18 protein-coding genes are annotated in these 23318 nt (G+C 43.0%); 14 read left to right on the top strand and 4 right to left on the bottom strand.

Annotated elements, in window-relative coordinates:
* Nucleotides 1-2: 2 nt before the first annotated feature.
* Both E7Y33_RS09115 and E7Y33_RS09110 read right to left on the bottom strand, forming a co-directional pair.
* Nucleotides 3-545: a DUF3278 domain-containing protein gene (locus E7Y33_RS09115; RefSeq protein ID WP_139690292.1), complete on the bottom strand. Its 543-nt coding sequence runs from the start codon at nt 543-545 to the stop codon at nt 3-5.
* A 15-nt stretch (nt 546-560) separates the two neighbouring features.
* A complete protein-coding gene (locus E7Y33_RS09110; protein WP_001082470.1) occupies nt 561-755 on the bottom strand; it encodes a helix-turn-helix transcriptional regulator in 195 nt (64 codons plus the stop codon).
* Between the two features lie 162 nt (nt 756-917).
* Here E7Y33_RS09110 and rsmH point away from each other — a divergent pair, with 162 nt between their 5' ends.
* From rsmH to mraY, 4 genes are read left to right on the top strand one after another with little or no spacing between them, the layout of a single operon-like run.
* A complete protein-coding gene (rsmH, locus tag E7Y33_RS09105) occupies nt 918-1868 on the top strand; it encodes a 16S rRNA (cytosine(1402)-N(4))-methyltransferase RsmH (protein ID WP_000159431.1) in 951 nt (316 codons plus the stop codon).
* A gap of 10 nt (nt 1869-1878) precedes the next feature.
* The gene (gene ftsL / locus E7Y33_RS09100) at nt 1879-2196 is read left to right on the top strand and encodes a cell division protein FtsL (protein WP_061587541.1); all 318 of its coding nucleotides are present in this window, start codon (nt 1879-1881) and stop codon (nt 2194-2196) included.
* Between the two features lie 3 nt (nt 2197-2199).
* Entirely contained in the window at nt 2200-4455 is a 2256-nt protein-coding gene (gene pbp2x / locus E7Y33_RS09095) for a penicillin-binding protein PBP2X (protein WP_139690291.1), read from the top strand.
* A 1-nt stretch (nt 4456) separates the two neighbouring features.
* Nucleotides 4457-5437, top strand: coding sequence for a phospho-N-acetylmuramoyl-pentapeptide-transferase (gene mraY, locus E7Y33_RS09090; protein WP_084881297.1), 981 nt, complete (start codon nt 4457-4459; stop codon nt 5435-5437).
* A 69-nt stretch (nt 5438-5506) separates the two neighbouring features.
* On the opposite strand, the gene E7Y33_RS09085 is transcribed toward mraY, so the two are convergent.
* Nucleotides 5507-10630, bottom strand: a complete 5124-nt coding sequence (locus E7Y33_RS09085) for an SIALI-17 repeat-containing surface protein (RefSeq protein ID WP_139690290.1) — start codon at nt 10628-10630, stop codon at nt 5507-5509.
* 247 nt (nt 10631-10877) lie between these two features.
* Complete coding sequence (gene treR / locus E7Y33_RS09080) at nt 10878-11591, bottom strand: trehalose operon repressor (protein WP_139690289.1); 714 nt, start codon at nt 11589-11591, stop codon at nt 10878-10880.
* 184 nt (nt 11592-11775) lie between these two features.
* On the opposite strand from treR, the gene treP reads away from it, so the two are divergent.
* The 10 genes from treP (at nt 11776) to E7Y33_RS09030 (ending at nt 23311) form a co-directional block, all read left to right on the top strand.
* Nucleotides 11776-13743: a PTS system trehalose-specific EIIBC component gene (gene treP, locus E7Y33_RS09075; RefSeq protein ID WP_161976058.1), complete on the top strand. Its 1968-nt coding sequence runs from the start codon at nt 11776-11778 to the stop codon at nt 13741-13743.
* Between the two features lie 63 nt (nt 13744-13806).
* On the top strand, nt 13807-15438 hold the full coding sequence (treC, locus tag E7Y33_RS09070) for an alpha,alpha-phosphotrehalase (RefSeq protein WP_139690287.1): 1632 nt from the start codon (nt 13807-13809) through the stop codon (nt 15436-15438).
* Nucleotides 15439-15859: 421 nt separating this feature from the next.
* On the top strand, nt 15860-18463 hold the full coding sequence (locus E7Y33_RS09065; RefSeq protein WP_139690286.1) for an SEC10/PgrA surface exclusion domain-containing protein: 2604 nt from the start codon (nt 15860-15862) through the stop codon (nt 18461-18463).
* Between the two features lie 220 nt (nt 18464-18683).
* Nucleotides 18684-18929: a YneF family protein gene (locus tag E7Y33_RS09060; RefSeq protein ID WP_000364980.1), complete on the top strand. Its 246-nt coding sequence runs from the start codon at nt 18684-18686 to the stop codon at nt 18927-18929.
* A gap of 205 nt (nt 18930-19134) precedes the next feature.
* A complete protein-coding gene (racE, locus tag E7Y33_RS09055) occupies nt 19135-19929 on the top strand; it encodes a glutamate racemase (protein WP_007522320.1) in 795 nt (264 codons plus the stop codon).
* On the top strand, nt 19887-20897 hold the full coding sequence (locus E7Y33_RS09050; protein WP_419865828.1) for a nucleoside-triphosphate diphosphatase: 1011 nt from the start codon (nt 19887-19889) through the stop codon (nt 20895-20897). The genes racE and E7Y33_RS09050 overlap by 43 nt, the downstream gene beginning before the upstream one ends.
* Nucleotides 20873-21394 carry a metallophosphoesterase gene (locus E7Y33_RS09045; protein WP_139690284.1) on the top strand — a complete coding sequence of 174 codons (522 nt, stop codon included), beginning with the start codon at nt 20873-20875 and terminating at the stop codon, nt 21392-21394. Before E7Y33_RS09050 ends, E7Y33_RS09045 begins: the two co-directional genes overlap by 25 nt.
* Nucleotides 21391-21852, top strand: coding sequence for a cyclic-di-AMP-binding protein CbpB (cbpB, locus tag E7Y33_RS09040; RefSeq protein WP_000560696.1), 462 nt, complete (start codon nt 21391-21393; stop codon nt 21850-21852). Before E7Y33_RS09045 ends, cbpB begins: the two co-directional genes overlap by 4 nt.
* A complete protein-coding gene (xerD, locus tag E7Y33_RS09035) occupies nt 21849-22583 on the top strand; it encodes a site-specific tyrosine recombinase XerD (RefSeq protein ID WP_337189389.1) in 735 nt (244 codons plus the stop codon). The genes cbpB and xerD overlap by 4 nt, the downstream gene beginning before the upstream one ends.
* On the top strand, nt 22583-23311 hold the full coding sequence (locus E7Y33_RS09030; protein WP_139690282.1) for a segregation/condensation protein A: 729 nt from the start codon (nt 22583-22585) through the stop codon (nt 23309-23311). Before xerD ends, E7Y33_RS09030 begins: the two co-directional genes overlap by 1 nt.
* Nucleotides 23312-23318: the final 7 nt, after the last annotated feature.

Raw genomic sequence — 23318 nt, 5'->3', positions numbered from 1 at the left:
TCCTAGTCGTCTTCTTGGTCTTTCTTGGCTTTTCGAATGCGAAGAGAGACGATAATTTGTATGGTCACTCCGAAGAAGAGGGTAGCTAGGATAGTTGATACAAAATGCCCTGTATTTAAAAGAGAACCAAGATAATCCTTGCTATCATCGGTTAGGACATTCAGAAGCGGTATTCCAAAGAACATGCCCATGCCATAGATTAGACCAGCTTTTAGACCCGGAAGATGTAGCTGTTTGCTTTCTTTTTGACTCAGCATTTCGGGATCAATAGCTGTGATGCCCGTTTTCTTGGTTTGAGAGACCACATAGAGGGCAGCCATCATCGAAATGCCAAACACCACGAGAGGATAGCCGATAGCGACAATTTGTGGGTATTTATAAGCAAGGACAAAGGGGATGAGGTTGCCAAATATCATGAGATAAAAGAGAACGATAAAGACCTGATTCCCGATACGATCGGCCTCGCGCCGTTTGTGTTCGTCAAGGGGGCCAGAAATGCCGTATGTGCGTTTGATGAGTTTGTCAGTGAGAGTTTCTTTTTTCATTTGTTTGCTCCTTTTTTAAAAATCGTCTTCCCAAAAGAGACTGTTGAGGTCAGTTTGGAGGCTGCGGGCGAGGTTGAGACAGAGTTCCAGGGTTGGATTGTACTTGTCGTTTTCAATCATGTTGATGGTCTGTCTCGAGACACCGATATCTTTGGCGAGCTCGAGCTGAGAAATGCCCAGTTCCTTGCGGAATTCTTTCACACGATTCATAGGGTCTCCTTTCTGATGTGTCGTATATATTTGACTATATTGTATTCTTTTGGAGATGAGATGTCAAGTATATATGACATGTTTTTGAGAATTTTTTTCGAAGAAACTTAGCCTTGTCTGACAAGTGCAAGCTGGTCAGATTTGTGGTAAAATAGATAGGATATGACAAAAGAATTTCATCATGTAACGGTCTTGCTTCATGAAACGATTGATATGCTTGACGTAAAACCTGACGGTACCTACGTTGATGCGACCTTAGGCGGAGCAGGCCATAGCGAATATTTATTAAGTAAATTGAGCGAAAAAGGGCATCTCTATGCCTTTGACCAGGACCAGAATGCCATTGACAATGCGCAAAAAAGGTTGGCACCCTATATCGAAAAGGGGATGGTAACCTTTATCAAGGATAACTTCCGTCATTTGCAGGCACGTTTGCAGGAGGCTGGTGTCCAGGAAATTGATGGAATTTGTTATGACTTGGGAGTGTCCAGTCCTCAGCTGGATCAGCGTGAGCGTGGCTTTTCTTATAAAAAGGATGCGCCACTGGATATGCGGATGAATCAGGAAGCTAGTCTGACGGCCTATGAGGTGGTCAATCATTATGACTATCATGACTTGGTTCGGATCTTTTTCAAGTATGGTGAGGATAAGTTTTCTAAACAGATTGCTCGTAAGATTGAGCAAGCGCGTGAGGTGAAACCAATTGAGACGACGACGGAGTTGGCAGAGATTATCAAGTCTGCCAAGCCTGCCAAGGAACTCAAGAAAAAGGGGCACCCTGCCAAGCAGATTTTCCAGGCTATCCGAATCGAAGTCAATGATGAGCTGGGTGCAGCAGATGAATCCATCCAGCAGGCTATGGACATGCTGGCTCTAGATGGGAGAATCTCGGTCATTACCTTCCATTCGCTGGAAGACCGCTTGACCAAGCAACTATTTAAAGAAGCTTCAACAGTGGAAGTTCCCAAAGGCTTGCCCTTCATTCCAGATGACCTTAAGCCCAAGATGGAATTGGTATCCCGCAAGCCAATCTTGCCAAGTGCTGAAGAGCTAGAAGCCAACAACCGTTCGCATTCAGCTAAGTTGCGCGTGGCTAGAAAAATTCACAAGTAAGAGGAAAAACATGGCAGAAAGAATCGAAAAAACAAGCCAGTTATTGCAAACGAAGTTTAAAGGTTTTTCACGTGTGGAAAAGGCCTTCTATGTTTCGATTGCTGCAACAATGATTATCCTGGCAATTAGCGTTGTGTTTATGCAGACCAAGCTATTACAAGTTCAGAATGAATTGACCAAGGTCAATGCTCAAATCGAAGAAAAGAAAACAGAGCTCGACGATGCCAAGCAAGAGGTTAATGAATTGATTCGTTCAGAACGTTTGAAAGAAATTGCAAACTCTAAGGATTTGCAGCTGAATAACGAAAATATCCGAGCAACGGAGTAAGAAATGAAACAGTGGAAAGAAAAAATCATCCGTTATGCCGTTCGTAATCGTAAATCTCCAGAAGAAAACCGCAGAAGAGTAGGGAAAAGCCTGAGTTTATTGGCTGTCATACTCTTCGCTGTCTTTTTGGTGAACTTTGCGGTTATTATCGGAACGGGTAAAAAATTTGGTAAGGATTTGGTTCAAGAGGCCAAAAAGGTTCACCAAACAACCAAGACGATTCCAGCCAAGCGGGGGACCATCTACGATCGTAATGGAACGCCTATTGCTGAGGATGCAACTTCTTATAATATCTATGCTGTTATTGACAAGACCTACAAGTCAGCAACAGGCAAAATTCTCTATGTAGAAGATTCTCAATTTAATAAGGTAGCTGAAATTTTCCATAAATACCTCGATATGGAGGAGTCTTATGTCAAGGAACAACTTTCTCAGCCAGATCTAAAACAGGTGTCTTTTGGTACCAAGGGAAATGGGATCACCTATGCCAATATGATGGCTATTAAAAATGACCTTAAAACAGCTGGTGTTGAGGGAGTTGACTTTACAACTAGCCCTAACCGCAGTTATCCCAATGGACAGTTTGCTTCTTCCTTTATCGGTTTAGCGCAACTCCATGAAAATGAGGATGGGACCAAACGTTTGATTGGGACATCTGGATTGGAGAGTTCTTTAAATAACATTCTGGCGGGTACAGATGGGATCATCACCTATGAGAAAGATCGTCTGGGAAATATTGTTCCGGGTACAGATCAAGCTTCTCAACAAACAGTAGATGGAAAAGATGTCTACACAACCCTTTCTAGTCCCTTGCAATCCTTTATGGAAACCCAGATGGATGCCTTCCAGGAAAAAGTAAAAGGCAAGTATATGACGGCTACCTTGGTTAGCGCTAAAACAGGGGAAATCCTGGCTACGACCCAACGGCCGACCTTTAATGCAGATACCAAGGATGGCATCACAAAAGACTTTGTCTGGCGTGATATCCTCTATCAAAGTAACTACGAGCCAGGGTCAACCATGAAGGTGATGATGTTGGCTTCGGCTATTGACAACAATACCTTCCCTGGTGGCGAGTACTTTAACAGTAGTGAATTGAAAATAGCAGATGCGACCATTCGAGACTGGGACGTCAATGAAGGATTGACTAGTGGTGGCACCATGACCTTCTCTCAAGGATTTGCTCACTCAAGTAATATCGGAATGACCTTGCTTGAGCAAAAGATGGGGGATGCAACCTGGCTGGACTACCTCAACCGTTTTAAGTTTGGGGTACCGACCCGTTTTGGTCTGGCAGATGAGTACACAGGTCAATTGCCTGCTGACAACATTGTCAATATCGCCATGAGTTCATTTGGACAAGGGATTTCTGTTACCCAGACCCAGATGCTTCGTGCTTTTACAGCTATTGCCAACGATGGGGTTATGTTGGAGCCGAAATTTATCAGTGCCCTCTATGATCCAAATGACCAGTCTGTTCGTAAGTCTCAAAAGGAAATTGTCGGAAATCCTGTGTCAAAAACAGCAGCGTCCTCTACTCGGGAGCACATGGTCATGGTCGGAACAGATCCTGTCTACGGTACCATGTACAACCACAGTACAGGAAAACCAAATGTCAATGTTCCAGGTCAGAATGTCGCTCTGAAATCAGGGACTGCTCAGATTGCCGATGAGAAGAATGGGGGCTACCTGACAGGTGAAACCAACTATATCTTCTCTGTTGTGTCGATGCATCCTGCAGAGAATCCTGACTTTATCCTCTATGTGACGGTGCAACAGCCAGAGCATTATTCAGGCGTTCAGCTTGGGGAGTTTGCCAATCCAATCCTTGAGCGAGCTTCTGCTATGAAAGAATCCCTCAATCTTCAGTCAACTGCCAAGAACTTGGATCAGGTCAGCAAGACGACAAGCTATGCTATGCCGGCTACCAAAGACTTTACTCCGGGTGACCTAGCAGAAGAATTGCGCCGAAACCTGGTCCAACCAATTGTTATCGGAACAGGAACCAAGATCAAGGAACTCTCGGTTTCTGAAGGAGATAATTTGGAAGCCAATCAGCAGATCTTGATCCTGTCAGATAAGGTCGAAGAAATGCCTGATATGTACGGCTGGACAGATGAAAATGTGCAAACATTTGCTAAATGGCTGAATATAGAAGTCGAGTGGGAAGGTAGTGGCAAAACGGTCAAGAAACAAAGTGTCCGTGCCAATACAGCCCTCAAAGACATTAAAAAAATGAAAGTAACTTTAGGAGATTAAGATGATTAGTTCCATTAGTGCTGGAATTCTAGCCTTTCTATTGACCTTGATTGGCATTCCAGCCTTTATCCGATTTTATCGAAAAGCACAGATTACGGGTCAGCAGATGCACGAGGATGTCAAACAACACCAAGCTAAAGCTGGGACTCCAACCATGGGAGGTCTTGTCTTCCTTATCGTTGCAGTAGTTGTGAGCTTTCTTATTGCTCTCTTTACCCAACAATTGACCAACAATGTAGGCATGATTTTGTTTATCTTGGTGTTGTATGGTTTGGTAGGTTTTCTGGATGATTTCCTCAAGGTCTTTCGTAAGATCAACGAAGGCTTGAATCCTAAGCAAAAGCTTGCTCTCCAGCTCCTTGGAGGAGTGATTTTCTACCTCTTTTATGAGCGTGGTGGCGATATGCTTTCAGTTTTTGGCTACCAAGTTCATTTGGGTTTTTTCTATATTTTCTTTGCCCTTTTCTGGCTAGTTGGTTTTTCCAATGCGGTGAATCTGACTGACGGGATTGATGGCTTAGCGAGTATTTCCGTGGTGATTAGCTTATCGGCCTACGGTGTGATTGCTTATATGCAAAATCAATTGGATATTCTTCTTGTGATTCTTGCCATGATTGGTGGTTTGCTAGGTTTCTTCGTCTTTAACCACAAACCTGCCAAGGTCTTCATGGGAGATGTAGGAAGTTTGGCTCTTGGTGGGATGCTAGCAGCAATCTCTATGGCCCTCCACCAAGAATGGACCCTTTTGTTGATTGGGATTATCTATGTCTTTGAGACAAGCTCTGTTATGATGCAGGTTACCTACTTCAAAATTAGTGGTGGAAAGCGTATTTTCCGTATGACGCCTGTTCATCACCATTTTGAACTTGGAGGATTCTCAGGTAAGGGCAATCCTTGGAGCGAGTGGAAGGTTGACTTCTTCTTTTGGGGAGTTGGGCTTCTAGCAAGTCTCTTGACCTTAGCCTTTTTATACCTGCTGTAAAAATAACCTTTGATAAAAAAATAAAACAGGATGAAGAACAACTTCATCCTGTTTTTGTGTGCTTAAAGGTTAGTTGGAGTCATCCTTTCTTCCTTTTAACATAAAAGTGGCTGTAAGGGCTAGGCTGAGGCCTGCTAAGAAGAGGAGTGGGTTGGATGCTTCTCCTGTTGCTGGCAGCTCTTCTTTAGGAGAATGATTTCCAGCTTTTGCAAGGCTAGGACTAGCTGAAAGTTGTTCAGCCTCGTGTGCCAAGGCTTCTTCATCTGAAGTACTTGGTTTATCCTCAGTGTTAGAGCTGGTTCCAGTTGCTTGATAGACGACAGCATAGGTACTGAAATGATTAGTGATGAATTCTACCTTTCCGTCTCGAACGGTGAAATCAAGGGCTTGCAACTCCTTGGTCGGAGTGATGTAGTAGATGTTTTCTACGCTAGCTGAAATAGGCAAGCGAACTAAGACAGAGCCTTTTGGCTGCAAGCTATGATCGGTTGGATTTTTAAGCTGTAGGTCGTAAGCATCATAGGTCTTGCCAAAGAGTTCTTGAGCTAGGACACGTCGGCTAGAAACGTGAGAAATTCCTTCTAAGTCGCTGGCTCCACCAATGATTTCTACTCCAGTTTCCTTATCTTTCAAGACTTGAACTGGATAGTCAGGAAGGCTAAGGGTTGGAGCAGCCTGATCTCCGCTAGTTCCGATAGGTTTAGTGTATTCAGGTTTTTCAACAGTAGGAGCTTCCTCTTGCCCTGCTGTTCCGATTAGTTCGGTGTATTCAGGAATTTCAACTGTTGGAGCTTCTTGTTCTCCCGCAGTTCCGATAGGCTCAGTGTATTCAGGAATTGTCACTGTAGGCGGTTCCTCTTGCCCTGCGGTTCCGAAAGGATCAGTATATTCAGGCTTTTCAACTGTAGGTGGCTCTTCTTGCCCTGCCGTTCCGATAGGCTCGGTGTATTCCGGAATTTCAACAGTAGGAGCTGGTTCGTCCCCCTTGCTTGTAGTTGGTCGCTTCTTATCGACTTTCTTTTCATCCTTTTTAGTAAAGACGGTTACGATAGGGCTGCTTGTGGTAGTACCTTGAATGGTATAAGCTTCAATGGCATTTCCAGCTTTGCGATTGGTTTCTTCAGGGATTGGGATTTGAACCTGATTGTCTTGGATTGATAGGATAGTCTGATCTCCACTTGTAACTAGATGCGTTTCATCCACCTTACGCAAAACTAGAGGATCTTTGACTCCTGGGAAGGTCACTGCGATGGCTTCCCAATCTCCAGCTGGTAGGCTTAAGGAAATGGTTTTGTCATTTTCCTTAAGAGGCGCAATGCTCGGGCTATCTATACCAACAGCAGGAGCTTTGATGATATCAAAGGAGTCTAGAGAGATTTTCTTGCGACCTTCTGGCGAATCTGGATCAACTTGTAATGTCAGGGTATGCGGACCGTCAGTGAGATTTGTAAATTCGCCAATAAAAGCTCTCTTTTCAGTTGCACCTGAAGTGTAGAAGTCTAGACTTGGCATTTCTTTGCCATCTAGTGTAACACGTGCTCGTCCAAGAGCGAGGCTCTTTAAGCCAAAGATACGAATACCCGTCCCTGTAAAGGAAATAGTTGCCTGAGCTTCTGAAGCTGCACTAGAGTCGCTGTTGTTAATATCAGCGTATTTTTCCGTACCTCCGTAGAGTTCAGGGTCAGACCAGTCCTTAAACTGGGCACCATACTGGATGCGCGAATCACGATCATCCATTTTTTCAATCGTATTGTCTGTTCCTGCTAGGATTTTTAAGTAGTCTAATGAAATTTTCGAACGCTCACTACCACGTCCTTTGTGTTCACGTTTAACACTAAGAGTCAATGTGTGAGGTCCGTCAGACAATCCTGTGAAGCGACCGATGAGACTACCTTTTTCAGTTGCCCCAGCAGTATGGAAGTCAAGTTCGCCGACTTCTTTGCCATCAATTTTAGCAGTGGCAAGACCTAGTTCAGACGATTTCAGTCCATAGATTTCGATACCCACACCATTGAAAGGAATGGTAGCAGTCACGTCTTGGTCTGTGTAGTTTCCTTTTGAAAGGTCAGCAAACTTCTCCGTTCCTCCAAATAATTCTGAGTCTGCCCAGTTTCCAAAGGCAGCTCCGTACTGGATACGACTGTCTCGGTCATCCATCAATTCACTAGGAGTTTCTACAGTTGCCTGTTCAGATACTTGTGTGGACACTTCACCCAGCATCGCCTTGACGGTATAAGTATAGGCGAGTTGAGGATTTAGTGATCGGTCGATAAAGTGGGTTTGATTGGTTACAAATTCTCTAGTTGCAGAGGTTTGGCCAGATTCGTCTTTTACTTGTCTTTGGATGACATAGTGGGTAGCTCCTTCTACTTGGTTGAAGGTGAGTTCGGCAGTGACTCCATTTTGTCGAACTGCTGTCAGACTGGTTACACGACCAGGGAAATGTTCAAAGGTAATGACATCACCTTTTTGTGTTGCCAGTTGGATGCGGCCATCTTTGAGGACAGTTGCCTTGACTGCTTTGCCATTGACCTTAACCTGACTGGCTTCGATATTTGGATAGTCTACAACCAGGTCCCCACCAACATTTGAAAGGAAGGACAAGCTTTGAAGGTTTTTATCTTTCCACTTCATGCTGACTTCGAAGTTACCACGGGCAATCAAACCAGAAACCTGTCCGTCTTTCCAAGCATCTGGAAGGGCTGGCAATGGTGCAATATAGCCGGTATGAGATTGCAGGAGCATTTCTGCCATCCCACTAGTTGCTCCAAAGTTGCCATCGATTTGGAAAGGCGCGTGGGTATCCCAAAGGTTTTCTAGAGTTGAGTACTTGAGCTGTTCAGCGAGTAAGCGATGGGCACGGTTACCGTCTAAGAGACGAGCCCAGAGGTTGATTTTATTTGCCTTAGACCAACCAGTCCCACCATCTCCACGGTGATTGAGGGTTGCACGCGCAGCCTCTAGGTATTCAGCCTGATCCTTGCTAAAGAGTGTACCTGGGAAGAGACCAACCAGATGGGAAACATGGCGGTGGTTATTTTCAATCCCTTCGTTGGTGAATTGCGGGCTGTCTTCTTCGTACCATTCCTTGATGCGTCCCTCTTTGTTAATGTGAAGTGGTTTTAGTTTGTCAAATTTAGCTTTGACCTCTGTGACTAAGTCTTGGTCGACTTTCAGATGGTTGGCGACTTCCATGTAGTCGTGGAAGAGTTGCCAGACTAGCGATTGGTCAAAGGTATTTCCGATCGTAATAGTCCCGTGTTCTGGTGAGTAGGATGGAGAAGACACCCAACGATCACTAGCCTTGTCATAGTGCAAGAAGGAGTTCCAGAACTTAGCTGTTTCCTTGAGCATTGGATAAATCTTTTCTTTGAGATAAGTCTCATCCTTGGTGAATTTATAGTAGTCATAGACGTTCTGCATCATCCAGGCATTAGCTGCTGGCGACCAACCCCAATAGTAATTCCAACCAGGAGTAGTCCAACCAAATGGTGTCGCCTGGGTGTGGACCAGCCAACCATTTTCTTGTCCGTCTTTGGATTCGATACCAGCATATTCTTTGGCAGCAATACGACCATAGTAGCGCATGTCGTCAATGTAATTGATCATTGGCTTGGCTGTTTCAGCCAGGTTGTTCATGTAGGCTGGCCAATAGTTCATTTGCAAATTGACATTGAGGTGGTAGTCAGCGTTCCAAGGTGGATTGTCTACAGCATTCCAGACTCCTTGTAGGTTGGCAGGAAGGGCATCTGTCCGATCACGAGACGAACTGATGAGTAGATATCGGCCGTATTGGAAGAAGAGTTCTTCCAATTTTTGCCCTTTTTCTGGGTTATAGCCTTGAAGGGCCTCTTTAGTCGTTTGAGCAGTCTTGTTTCCGCCTAGATTTAGTTTAACGCGGTTAAAGAGACTTTGATAGTCCTTGATATGGGCCTTTTTAAGTGTTTCGTAGTCTTTGGCCTTAGCTGCTTCGACAATACCTTTAACTGTTTTTTCGAGGTCAATGTCTTTTCGATAGTTGGTTTTTGGATTCTGAGCAAAGTTAGTCTTAGCACTGAGATAGAGGGTCGCATAACTTGCGCCTGTAACGGTTAGTGTCTCATTCTGAACAGTAACTGTTCCATCCGTTTTAATTCCTAAATAGGATGCAAATTTGAGGCCGTTATCTTTAACAGTTCCCTTTAGAAGGATTCCGTTTGCATCTGTAGTGACATGACCATTCTTATAGTTGGAATATTCCCAAGAGTAGTTGCCATTAGCAAGCAAGTCTTCTGTCAAACTGTTCCAAAGGGTAAAGTCAAGTGTCTTGTTTCCTTTTTTGGTCAAGTGGGTCACGGTGACATCATCAGGATAGCTGGAGAAGGTTTCGCGTTTGAAGGTCGTCCCATCTTGGGTGTAAGAAGTGGTCGTAGTAGCTTCGGTGATGTCTAGATTACGGTGATAATCAGTTACAGTATCTAGTCCTTTCTTCTGGTTATTAAAGACCATGAAGATATCTCCAAAGGCTAGGTAACGTCCATACTGGGCATTATTTGGCCCAACTAAATTTTGTTCAGCCAGTTGTTTGGCTTTTTGGCGGTCGCCAGCTTCGAGGGCTTTGCGTATCTCTGCTAAGACCTTGTAGCGATCCTTGTAGTTTCCTCCGTTATAGTCGGTGCTATCGGGTTGTGGTCCTCCTGACCAGAGGGTCTTTTCGTTGTACTGGATTCTCTCTTCCCCAATGAGTCCGAAAACCTTGGCTCCCATTTCTCCATTTCCGACAGGGAGGGCTTGTTTTTCCCATCCATCATAGGAGGGAGCTGTTGGCTGATCGTAGTTGAGTTGATAGTTTTCTTGCTTTGTCACCGGCTGATCTGCTTTTTCAGGTTCCTTATTTTCTTTAGCTTCTACAATGGCTTCTTCACTAGCTTGACTATTTGTCGTCTGAGTCTTCTCAGCTGGCTTGCTTTCGGAAACTACTGGACTTTCGGCTAGAGACGGATTTGTAGTTTCAGTGGCTTCAGCTGCTTTGGGCTCACTATCAGGCTTAGTGATAGCTTCGACAGAGGTTGCTTCAGTTTGCTTAACCTCAACACTGTCTGCGGCTACAGTGTGGTTGACTAGAAAAACGACCCCCAGTAAAACAGAAGCAGTCCCAACCGTCAGCTTGCGGATGCTATAGCGACAGGATTTCTCCCAAAATCTTTTGTCCATAGAAATCTCCTTTAAGTTTTTTGGAACCGTTTACATTTTGTAAAACAAATCCCTATATTTTTGTTTCTATTTAAATCCCATTCTACTGATTACCTATTATTTGTCAAGAGGTTTTTAGCAAGATACATATTTGCTGTTGTTTTTTCTTAAAATAGTAGAATAAGCAGGATAGAGTCCCTCTTTTCCAATGATTAACTAGATCATTTATTACCAAAAAACAGTTGAGATTCTTCCCAACTGTATGTGTTTATTTCTGACTTCTTTTGGCAAAGTCAACAAAGTGAAATTTTTCTAACTTATGGCGACTTTCAGTGAACTGAAATTGACGACCGTCTTGGAGATAGACTTTTGACTTAATGGACACAACATAAGGATCTTTGCCTATGTCCATGAGAATCTTGTCCCTATCGTTACTATGATCGATAGTGATTTCTTTTTGAGCATAATCAATATGGAGTTTGAGGTCGTCCTCTATATAAGAATAGATAGAATGCTCAGCAATTTGGCGAGTGAGATTTGGGACCAGTTCCATATCCAGATAGTCTGTATCCAGAACGGATACCAGATCATCCACGACACGTTGGCGCACCACCTTCCAAACCATGCGAAACTCTGGAAAACCAGTTATCAGTGAGGATTTTTTATCAATAATAATCTTGTCCAGACTGACCACGTTGGTTTTAGAGCGAAGTCCAAGTTTCTGGACTAGCTCTTGGTAGCTGGTTAGGTTGGAGACAGGGAAATTGACCGTTTCTTCTTTGACAACTTGAGAACCTTGCCCTTTTATCTTTTTGATCAATCCTTCCTCTTGGAGTAAGGAAAGAGCCTTTCGGACAGTATCACGACTCACTTGATATTGGTTCATGAGGTCGTGCTCACTAGGAAGGAACTCTCCGATAGCGTAAGTCTCGTTTTGAATGTTTTCTTGGATTTGCTTAAATAATTGTTGGTATTTCTTCATGTTACTTCCTTAAATAGGTTTTTAGTCTAGTTTAATGAACACCTGTATCTATTTTACCATACAAGTGTTTGAAATTTTACAAAAAAATCCTCTTTTTATACCAAACAAGTTGCATACAAGTTTGGTATCGTTTACAATAGAATTATCAAGTCAAGCTTGCTTTGACAAGTATAAGGAGAATCAAATGGGAAAATTTGAACAAGAAGCCAAAGATCTGCTTCAAGCAATCGGAGGTAAGGAGAATGTCACTGCCGTAACCCACTGTGCGACACGGATGCGGTTTGTTCTAGGTGACGAAAAGAAGGCCAATGTTAAGGCTATCGAGTCGATTCCAGCCGTCAAAGGGACCTTTACCAATGCAGGTCAATTTCAGGTGATCATTGGGAATGACGTGCCGATTTTTTATAATGATTTTACAGCTGTTTCAGGTATTGAGGGTGTCTCCAAAGAAGCAGCCAAGTCCGCAGCTAAGAGCAATCAAAATGTACTTCAACGTATTATGACCACTCTAGCTGAAATCTTTACTCCGATTATTCCAGCCTTGATAGTCGGAGGATTGATCCTCGGTTTCCGTAATGTCTTGGAAGGTGTGCATTGGTCGATGTTGGATGGCAAGACCATCACAGAATCCTCTCAGTTTTGGGCAGGGGTTAATCACTTCCTCTGGTTGCCTGGTGAAGCGATCTTCCAGTTCTTGCCAGTAGGAATTACCTGGTCTGTTTCTCGTAAGATGGGAACCAGCCAAATTTTGGGAATTGTGCTCGGGATCTGTTTGGTATCGCCTCAGTTGCTCAATGCCTATGCGGTTGCTTCTACTTCAACAGAAGAGATTGCAGCAAACTGGGTTTGGAATTTTGGATACTTCACTGTTAATCGTATCGGTTACCAAGCCCAAGTTATCCCAGCCTTGCTTGCAGGTTTGAGTCTGTCTTATCTAGAAATCTTCTGGCGCAAGCATATTCCAGAAGTCATTTCCATGATTTTTGTACCTTTCTTGTCATTGATTCCAGCTTTGATTTTGGCTCATACTGTCTTGGGACCAATCGGTTGGACAATAGGGCAAGGACTTTCAGCAGTTGTCTTGGCAGGCTTGACTGGTCCAGTTAAATGGCTCTTCGGTGCGATTTTTGGTGCCCTCTACGCTCCATTTGTCATCACCGGTTTGCACCATATGACCAATGCCATCGACACACAATTGATTGCGGATGCGGGCGGAACTGCCCTCTGGCCAATGATTGCTCTTTCCAATATTGCCCAAGGTTCTGCCGTATTTGCCTATTATTTCATGCATCGTCATGATGAGCGTGAGGCTCAGATTTCACTTCCTGCAACCATTTCAGCCTATCTCGGTGTTACAGAACCAGCCCTCTTTGGGGTCAATGTCAAATACATCTATCCATTTGTAGCTGGGATGATTGGTTCTGCTCTTGCAGGTATGCTTTCTGTGACATTTAACGTGACTGCTGCTTCTATTGGTATCGGTGGATTGCCAGGTATCCTCTCTATTCAACCTCAATATATGCTTCCATTTGCAGGAACCATGCTAGTTGCTATTGTTGTACCAATGCTCTTGACTTTCTTCTTCCGTAAGGCAGGCTTCTTTACAAAAACAGAGGACGATACAGCCTTGCAAGCAGAATTCGTTGCCCAAGAGGAAGCAGAATTTGTGACTCACGAGCCAGTAACCCATGCTCCAGTAGAAATTGTCAGCCCACTTGCTGGTCGAGTGAAAGAATTGAGTCAAGCGACGGACCCTGTTTTTGCATCAGGCGTTATGGGACAAGGTCTAGTCATTGAACCAAGCCAAGGTGAGTTGATTTCTCCAGTTAATGGGACAGTGACAGTTCTTTTCCCTACCAAGCATGCCATCGGTATTGTCTCTGATGAGGGAGTGGAATTACTCATCCACATCGGTATGGATACAGTCGATCTTGATGGCAAAGGATTTGAAAGTCATGTAGCCCAAGGAGCCCACGTCACAGTTGATCAGAGACTAATTAGCTTTGATATAGATGCTATCAAGGCTGCGGGTCTCGTAACAGAAACTCCTGTTATCATCACCAACCAAGATGCTTATACAGCGACTATCACTGGAACTTATCCGACGATCATTCAAGCTGGTCAACCGCTCATGCTTGCAACACGGATCTAATTAAAATAGCACAAATAGGGAAGGAACACAGGTTCCTCCCTTTTATCGGAAAAGGAGAAACAGATGGCACTTGATAAACGAAAAGTAGTCTATCAAATCTATCCAAAATCATACAAAGACACCACTGGAAATGGCATTGGGGATTTCCGTGGGATTATCGAAAAAATCCCCTATCTAGCCAAGCTAGGTGTGGATATGGTCTGGCTCAATCCATTCTATCCAAGTCCTCAACGGGATAATGGTTATGATATTTCAGATTATATGGCAGTGGATCCCCTTTTTGGTGATATGGCTGATTTTGAAGAGATGGTGCGTGTTGGTAAAGAGCACAAGATTGACTTTATGTTAGATATGGTGCTCAATCATTGTTCGACTGAACACGAATGGTTTCAGAAAGCCCTGGCCGGCGATAAGTATTACCAAGACTTTTTCTTCATCCAAGATCAACCGACAGACTGGATTTCTAAGTTTGGTGGCTCTGCTTGGGCACCTTTTGGGGAGACAGGAAACTATTATCTCCACCTCTTTGATGAGACTCAGGCAGATCTTAACTGGCGCAATCCCAATGTCCGCAAAGAGTTGTTCAAAGTGGTCAACTTCTGGCGGGACAAGGGTGTCAAAGGTTTCCGATTTGATGTGATCAATTTGATTGGCAAGGATGAGGTCTTAGTGGATTGCCCTGACAATGAAGGAAAGCCAGCTTACACAGACAAGCCTATTGTTCATGACTATTTACGCATGATGAATCAGGCCACTTTTGGAACAGACGATAGCTTTATGACAGTTGGGGAAATGTCCTCTACAACTATGGAAAATTGTGTCCTCTATTCGTCACCTGACCGTCAGGAATTATCCATGACCTTCAATTTCCATCATCTCAAGGTAGATTACAAGGACGGGCACAAGTGGACCCTAGCTCCCTTTGATTTTGAAGAGTTGAAAAGTCTTTATCATAGCTGGGGCAAAGAGATGAGTGACAAAAACGGATGGAGCGCCCTCTTCTGGAACAATCACGACCAACCTCGTGCTTTGAACCGTTTTATTGATATTCAAAATTTCCGAAACGAAGGGGCGACTATGTTGGCGGCAAGCATTCATCTGTCACGTGGGACACCTTATATCTACATGGGTGAGGAAATTGGAATGATTGACCCTGATTATGATTCGATGGATGATTATGTGGATGTCGAATCGCTCAATGCTTATCAGATGCTCTTAAAAGAAGGGAAAAGTGAGCAAGAAGCCTTCCAGATTATTCAGGCCAAGTCACGAGATAATTCACGCATTCCCATGCAGTGGGATGCTTCAGAAAATGCTGGTTTCTCAAAAGGTACTCCATGGCTGAAGGCAGGAAAATCCTACCCTCACATCAACGTAGAAAATGACATCCAAGGCCCAATTTTCGCCTTCTACCAAAACTTGATTCGACTTCGTAAGGAAATGCCGATCATTTCAGAAGGAAGCTACAAACCAGCTTTTGAAGACAGTCAGCAAGTCTATGCCTTTGAACGTCAGTATGAGGATGAAAAGTTACTGGTCCTCAATAACTTTTATGCTACAGAAGTGGAAATCGACTTACCAGTAGACTATCAAAATGGACAGATTCTGATTTCAAACTATAAAGATGTAGAAGTATCAGAAAAAATCCTTCTGAAACCGTATCATAGCTTAGCACTATATTTAAAAAGTAAATAAACGATTTTAGAGTAAGGCTCACAAAAAAACAAGCTTCTAGATGAAGTTTGTTTTTTATTTTGTAGAAGTATATATTAAATATTTATAACAGGATAGAGTTAACTGACTCAAATAAAGAAAAATGATTGTCAACTTAAAAAGTAAATAATTAAATAATATACTGTTTTTTAAAACTCGTCTTTAAAATGTAAAAAAAGTAAAAAGATTGTCAAGAAGAACCATTTATAAAAATGTCTTCCTTGAAAGATTCCCGTTTTTATGAGGATTTTTAGAAAAAAATAAATGACAATTTAATGACAATTTCTTTGATTTTCAAATAAATACGCTATATTTAATACTTGACGTCTTTCTTGATAAAGGTAAACATGATAAAATAATTTAGTCATTTTTCCTAATGATAAAAATTAAAGGAGAATATTTTATGTTTAAAAAAATGCTCAGTGCATTTTCAATAAGTGCAGTTGCTCTTTCGATTTTCTTTACGAAAGGTGTTAAAGCGGATCAAGTGCGTGAAAACTCAACGCCTTCAGGAGAGAACACGAGTTCTCAAAGAGAAGAAAAACAATCACCTGTTTCTAACGTTACACAAGGTGAAGTAGATGCAGCAAAAGCAGACTTTGATCGTGTAAATCGAGTAGTGTCGGAAGCTCAAAGGAATGTAGAGGAGGCTAGACAATCCACAGCTACAGCCAAAGATGAACTGAAGATAGCTCAGCAGAATGTTGATGTAGCAAAAGAGGCTGTAGAATCTGCGCCTACTGCATTAAAAGAAGCGCAATCAGACCTAGCGACCAAGTTGGATGAAGAAAAAAAAGCAGAAGCCAATCTGGTAAGCAGCAAGACTGAGCTTGAAGAAGCACAGTCGCAAGTGGATCGTCAAGCTCAATCCTTAGCCGCTGCAAAAGAGAAGGAAAAAGGGGAAGCTGAAAAAGCAACCCAAGCTCAACAAGATGTTGATGTTGCACAGTCAACATTGACAGAGTCAACATCTGATGCGGTTACAAACCTTGAACAAGCAAAAACGAAAGTCGCTGCCAGTCAAACCGCGGTTGATAAAGCTCAACAAGGTGTAGAAAAGGCCAATCAATCAGATGAAGAACGTCAGAAGAAATTAGCTGAAGCGACTGCTAATAAGAGTAAGGCTGATGATGCAGTATTAACAAGTAAGCAAGCATTTGATGATGCTAGTGCAAAAGCAGAAAAGACACAGTCAGCACTTGAAACAGCAAAAGCTACATTGAGTGCAGCTAAGAATACAGGTGCTCCAGTTACATCTAATACTAAGAATACGTTCTATATGACTCCAGAATATATTGCTGCTTTAAAACAATTGGCAGATCCAAATACTCCGCAGTCACAGATTAGTCAGATTGAAGCTACCTTGACAGCCGTAAATGATAAGGCTAAATCTTTTAACAATTATGTAGCAGACCCAAATGATAGTAAAACGCTGATAGATACAAATAATATTCCTTATGATGTCCGTTTGGAAATATCTCAGTTTACAGCAGAATTGATTAACCAAATTCGTTCGCAGATGGGGACGGGAGAAGTAGTTGTTACTCCTTCGGCACTTGAATTTGCGGATAAAGTAGCACGTGAATATAAAAATGATAATTGGTCTTGGGATTTGATGAATCGTTACCATCATGACTCATGGGGTATTAACCGAGTTGCGCGTGAGTATGGACTGGTTACAACTAGTTCTGAACAAGAACAAGAAGGGATTCAATATTACGAAAATGCATATATCTGGAAAGCAAACACTTCTCAAATGAGTGTGGCAGATATGAAACGTGATATTTATTTTTCATTAGTTGAATTCATGTATAATGGCTATGAGTGGGTGCATGCTAAATCTATTTCTGGTTTGAATACAGGAAGTCAAAAGAATTATCTAGGCGTTGATTTTTCAATGGAGAACGATATTACAGTATCTCATTTCACGATGGTTTCGGAAGATCAGGTGAAATATGCTAGTAAAAACAATTTTGATGCGACGCCAATTGGTGGAAAATCTGGGGAAGCAAATCAAGAAAAGCTTGAACAAGCTCAGACAGCCTTTGATGTAGCTCAGACAGCAAATAATCAAGCTCAAGCTGATAAGGAAAATGCAAAAACAGCTTATGAACAAGCTCATTTAGTAGCCACTCAAGCTCAAACAGCCTTTGATGAAGCAGCGCAAACACCTCTTGGGCTTGAACAAGCTAAACAAGCTTTAGAAGAATCTAAAAATCAGTTAGAAGCTGATCAAGAGGCCTTGAGGTTAGCACAAACAATTGCTAATAACGTTGAAAGGGAAAAGGATGATAAAGTGAAGGCTTTATCAAAAGCTAGGGATGCCCTTTCTATTGCACAAAAGAACTTGACTGCTGCACAAGCCGATGTTTCCAAAGAAGAAGCTTTGCTTAAAGATGCTACTAGTACGCTTGCTGATGCTATTGAAAAAAGGGACACTGCTCAGGAACAACTCGTCAAAGCTCAAACAGCAGTGATGGAAGCAAAGAGTAAAGTGTCGAATTTGGTTCAAGCTGAAGAACAACTTTCCAAAGCTGAAGAGGTGCTAGAAGCAGCTGAACAAAAGGTGAAAGCCAAGGAAGCAGCGCAACTTGCGGCAATTAAGCAGTTGAGCAACTTGCAAACGGCACAAGCTGCTACTCAAGTGAACTACAACCGTTTAGTGACTAAACTGAAAATGCAAGAAAAGCAGCAGGCGGATGATTACTATAGAGAAATTCTAGATCAGACGGAGAGGGATCTTGTTAAACAGGATCAACGACTTCAGACAAATTCTGAGCCACCTACTCCAGAAAGTTCTCAAATTCTTTTAGACACTCCAAAACAAGTGCAAGATATTAAACAGATATCAACAGAGAAGAGCGCGAAGGAGTTATCAATGATTTCTAATGCAGGTCATCTTCCTAGCACAGGTTCAAGAATTTCCTTATGGATTCAGCTGAGCGGAATCGTTCTGATTTATACTAGTTTCAGATTGTTAATCTGGGAAAAGAAAGATAGACAGTAAAGAGACGGTATCTCCTATAACTGTTTCGGATGATAGACAAACACAGCTTTGTGTTTGTCTATTTTTATAAGATGATAGTATTAGCAAATCGCGTAAAATAGAAGCTCTCTTCAAAACACAGGGTGGAAAAATAACGAATATCAACAGGGAATCTAAACTAGTCAGGAAAGTCACTTTATGGTATAATATAGAAGACTCAAAAAGAAACAGGAGAAAAAGAATGGACTTACTTTTAGCAATTATCTTGATTGTGTTAGCTTTTCTAGGAGGAGCTCTTGGAGGGATGTACTTGGTTCGTAAGCAAATCGAAAAAGAATTTGCGGACAACCCACGTTTGAACGCTGAGGCAGTTCGTGCTCTTTTGAGCGCAAATGGTCAAAAACCAAGCGAAGCCAAGGTACAACAAGTTTACCACCAAATCATCCGCCAACAAAAAGCAGCCCTTGCTAACAATAAAAAGAAATAAATAGGAAAAGTCTGGGATGAAAGTTCCAGACTTCTCACTATGTTCAATAGCTCTCAAGGATAAGACTTTTTCCTTGCATTCTATTGATATTTGATTATGATTAAAAGAGAGGCAGTTGCCATTCTATCAAGCTGTCTGTCCGTTCATTTAGGACGAGTAATTATGATGAACTATCAATCAGAAAAAAGACTAGAAAGAAAACTGTATGGATAATCGACCAATTGGTTTTTTGGATTCGGGTGTCGGGGGCTTGACCGTTGTTCGTGAGCTCATGCGCCAGCTTCCCCATGAAGAAATCGTCTATATTGGAGATTCGGCACGGGCGCCCTATGGTCCCCGTCCTGCTGAGCAAATTCGTGAATATACTTGGCAGTTGGTCAACTTTCTCTTGACCAAGGATGTCAAAATGATTGTCATTGCTTGTAATACTGCGACTGCGGTCGTCTGGGAAGAAATCAAGGCGAAACTAGACATTCCCGTCCTAGGTGTGATTTTGCCAGGAGCTTCGGCAGCCATCAAGTCCAGCCAAGGTGGGAAAATCGGAGTAATTGGAACACCCATGACGGTACAATCAGACATCTACCGTCAAAAAATCCATGATCTAGATCCGGACTTACAGGTGGAGAGTTTGGCCTGTCCCAAGTTTGCCCCCTTGGTGGAGTCTGGTGCCCTGTCAACCAGTGTAACAAAGAAAGTGGTTTATGAAACCCTGCGTCCCTTGGTCGGCAAGGTGGATAGCTTGATTTTGGGTTGTACCCATTACCCACTCCTTCGCCCTATCATCCAAAATGTCATGGGACCTAAGGTTCAGCTCATCGATAGTGGGGCAGAGTGTGTACGGGATATCTCGGTTTTGCTGAACTATTTTGAAATCAATCGTAGCCGAGATGCGGGACCTCTTCAACATCGTTTTTACACAACAGCCAATAGCCAAAGTTTTGCCCAGATTGGAGCAGAATGGCTGGAAAAAGAGATTCATGTGGAGCATGTAACTTTATGACAAACAAAATTTATGAATACAAGGATGACCAGGACTGGTATGTCGGTGTCTGGGATGTCTATGGAGGCATCTATAGCCTTATCAAAGATCCTCTCGAGCTTGATTTTATGGATTTAGCGCGGATTTTTCGTGATGAGGAAAATGGCTTTCCGATTACGATAACGGTGATGCGCTGGTCTTCTAACTTTCGTCTGCTCTCCTTTATCGTTGAGATTTTAAATGCAGAAGCAGGCCGCAATCTAGAAGTCATCCAACGTCAGGGGGCTCTGCTCTTGGTTGAAAATGGAAAGCTTTTGCATGTTGAATTGCCTAAAGAAGGAGTCGATGTAGAAGCCTTCTTTGAAACTAGCAGGATCAGAGAAACTCTGCTCATTGCGACTCGTAACGAGGGCAAGACCAAGGAATTCCGAGCTATCTTTGACAAACTAGGCTATGATGTGGAAAATCTCAATGACTATCCTGACCTGCCTGAAGTAGCAGAAACAGGCATGACCTTTGAAGAAAATGCTAGACTTAAGGCCGAAACCATTTCCCAATTAACAGGCAAGATGGTTCTAGCAGATGACTCAGGTCTCAAAGTCGATGTCCTCGGCGGTTTACCAGGAGTCTGGTCAGCGCGATTCGCTGGCGTGGGAGCTACTGACCGTGAAAACAATGCCAAACTCTTGCACGAATTGGCCATGGTCTTTGACCTTAAGGACCGTTCGGCTCAATTCCACACGACTCTGGTTGTAGCCAGTCCAAACAAGGAAAGCTTGGTTGTCGAAGCTGACTGGCCGGGCTACATTAACTTTGAGCCCAAGGGTGAAAATGGTTTTGGCTATGATCCTCTCTTCCTTGTAGGGGAGACAGGCAAGTCAGCGGCTGAATTAACCCTTGAAGAAAAAAATAGCCAATCTCACCGTGCCTTAGCCGTTAAGAAACTTTTGGAGGTATTTCCATCATGGCAAAGCAAACCATCATTGTAATGAGTGATTCCCACGGAGATAGCTTGATTGTGGAAGAAATTCGTGATCGCTATCTGGGGAAAGTCGATGCCATTTTTCACGATGGTGACTCTGAACTCCGTCCCGATTCTCCGCTCTGGGAGGGTATCCATGTCGTCAAAGGCAACATGGACTTTTATGCTGGCTACCCAGAACGTTTGGTGACTCAACTTGGTCCGACCAAGATCATCCAGACGCATGGACACTTGTTTGATATCAATTTCAACTTTCAAAAGTTGGACTACTGGGCTCAGGAAGAAGAAGCAGATATCTGTCTCTATGGTCATTTGCATGTGCCAAGTGCTTGGATGGAAGGAAAGACTCTTTTTCTCAATCCAGGTTCCATCAGCCAACCACGAGGCACTATTAGAGAGTGTCTCTATGCCCGTGTGGAGATTGATAACAGCTATTTTAAAGTAGACTTTTTGACACGTGATCATGAGATTTATCCAGGCTTGTCCAAGGAGTTTGCTCGATGATTGCCAAGGAATTTGAAGCATTTTTATTGGAGCAGGAAGAGACTTTCCTTACCCCTGCTGAGAACCTAGCAGCTTTGATTGATACCCATAACGCCGACCATGCAATTTTGGTGCTGAGCCAAATCACCTATACCCGTATCCCAGTTGTGACCTTTGATAAACGCTTTGTTGGAACCATTGGTCTGAGAGATATTTTGGCTTATCAAATGGAGCAGGGTTTGACAGATGAGCAGATGGCAACGACAGACATCGTCAATATGACCAAGACGGATGTGGCAGTTGTCGCTCCAGACTATAACATCACAGAGGTCCTCCATAAACTGGTAGATGAACCCTTCTTGCCAGTCGTAGATGATGAAGGAATTTTCCAAGGAATCATCACGCGCAAGTCCATCCTCAAGGCAGTTAATGCCCTCTTGCATGACTTTAGTAAGGAATATGAGATTCGATGCAAATGAGAGATAGGATATCAGCCTTTTTAGAGAAAAAGCAGGGTTTGTCTGCCAATTCCAAACAATCCTATAGATATGATCTGGAGCAATTTTTAGACATTGTAGGTGAGCGGATCTCTGAAACTAGTCTCAAGATTTACCAAGGCCAGCTAGCCAATCTAAAAATCAGCGCCCAGAAGCGAAAACTTTCGGCCTGTAACCAATTTCTCTACTTTCTCTATCGAAATGGAGAAGTGGACAGCTTTTACCGATTGGAATTAGCCAAACAAGCTGAAAAGAAGATCGAAAAGCCAGCACTGTTAGATCTGGAGTCTTTTTGGCAGGAAAGTGACTATCCAGAAGGACGCTTGCTGGCGCTCTTAATCTTAGAAATGGGACTCTTGCCTAGCGAGATTTTAGCTCTCAAGGTTGCGGATATCAATCTGGATTTTCAGGTGCTGCGAATTAACAAGGCTTCCCAACAGAGGATTGTCACCATTCCCACGACCTTGCTTTCAGAATTGAAACCCTTGATGGGGCAGACCTATCTTTTTGAAAGGGGAGGAAAAGCCTATTCTCGTCAGTGGGCCTTTCGTCAGCTGGAGTCCTTTGTTAAGGAGAAAGGATTCCCAACCTTATCAGCCCAAGCCTTGCGGGAACAGTTCATTCTAAGACAAATAGAAAACAAGGTTGATTTGTACGAAATAGCAAAAAAATTAGGATTAAAAACAGTCCTGACCTTAGAAAAATATAGATAATGGATATTAAATTAAAAGATTTTGAAGGGCCACTGGACTTGCTCTTGCACCTAGTCTCTAAGTACCAGATGGATATCTATGATGTGCCTATTACGGAAGTCATCGAACAGTATCTAGCCTATGTCTCAACCCTGCAGGCCATGCGTCTAGAAGTGACGGGTGAGTACATGGTCATGGCTAGTCAGTTAATGCTGATCAAGAGCCGCAAGCTTCTTCCAAAGGTGGCAGAAGTGGCGAATTTGGAGGATGATCTGGAGCAGGATCTCCTCTCCCAAATCGAAGAATACCGCAAGTTCAAACTCTTGGGTGTGCACTTGGAGGCTAAGCACCAAGATCGGGCCCAGTACTATTCCAAAGCGCCGACAGAGTTGATCTACGAAGATGCGGAGCTTGTGCATGATAGGACGACCATCGACCTCTTTTTGGCTTTTTCAAATATCCTAGCCAAGAAAAAAGAGGAGTTCGCACAGAATCACACGACCATCTTGCGGGATGAGTATAAGATTGAGGACATGATGGTCATCGTAAAAGAGTCCTTGTCAGGACGAGACCAGTTGCGTTTGCAGGATTTGTTCAAGGAAGCCCAGAATGTTCAAGAGGTTATTACCCTCTTTTTGGCAACCCTAGAGTTAATCAAAACCCAGGAACTGATCCTCGTGCAAGAGGAGAGTTTCGGAGATATCTATCTCATGGAAAAGAAGGAAGAAAGTCAAGAGGCACAAAGCTAGACTTGAT

Origin of the sequence: Streptococcus oralis, assembly GCF_006175905.1 — a bacterium.
GTDB lineage: Bacteria > Bacillota > Bacilli > Lactobacillales > Streptococcaceae > Streptococcus > Streptococcus oralis_BG.
The sequence above is the reverse complement of the archived record's forward strand: the minus strand, read 5'-3'. Positions and strand labels throughout refer to the sequence as shown.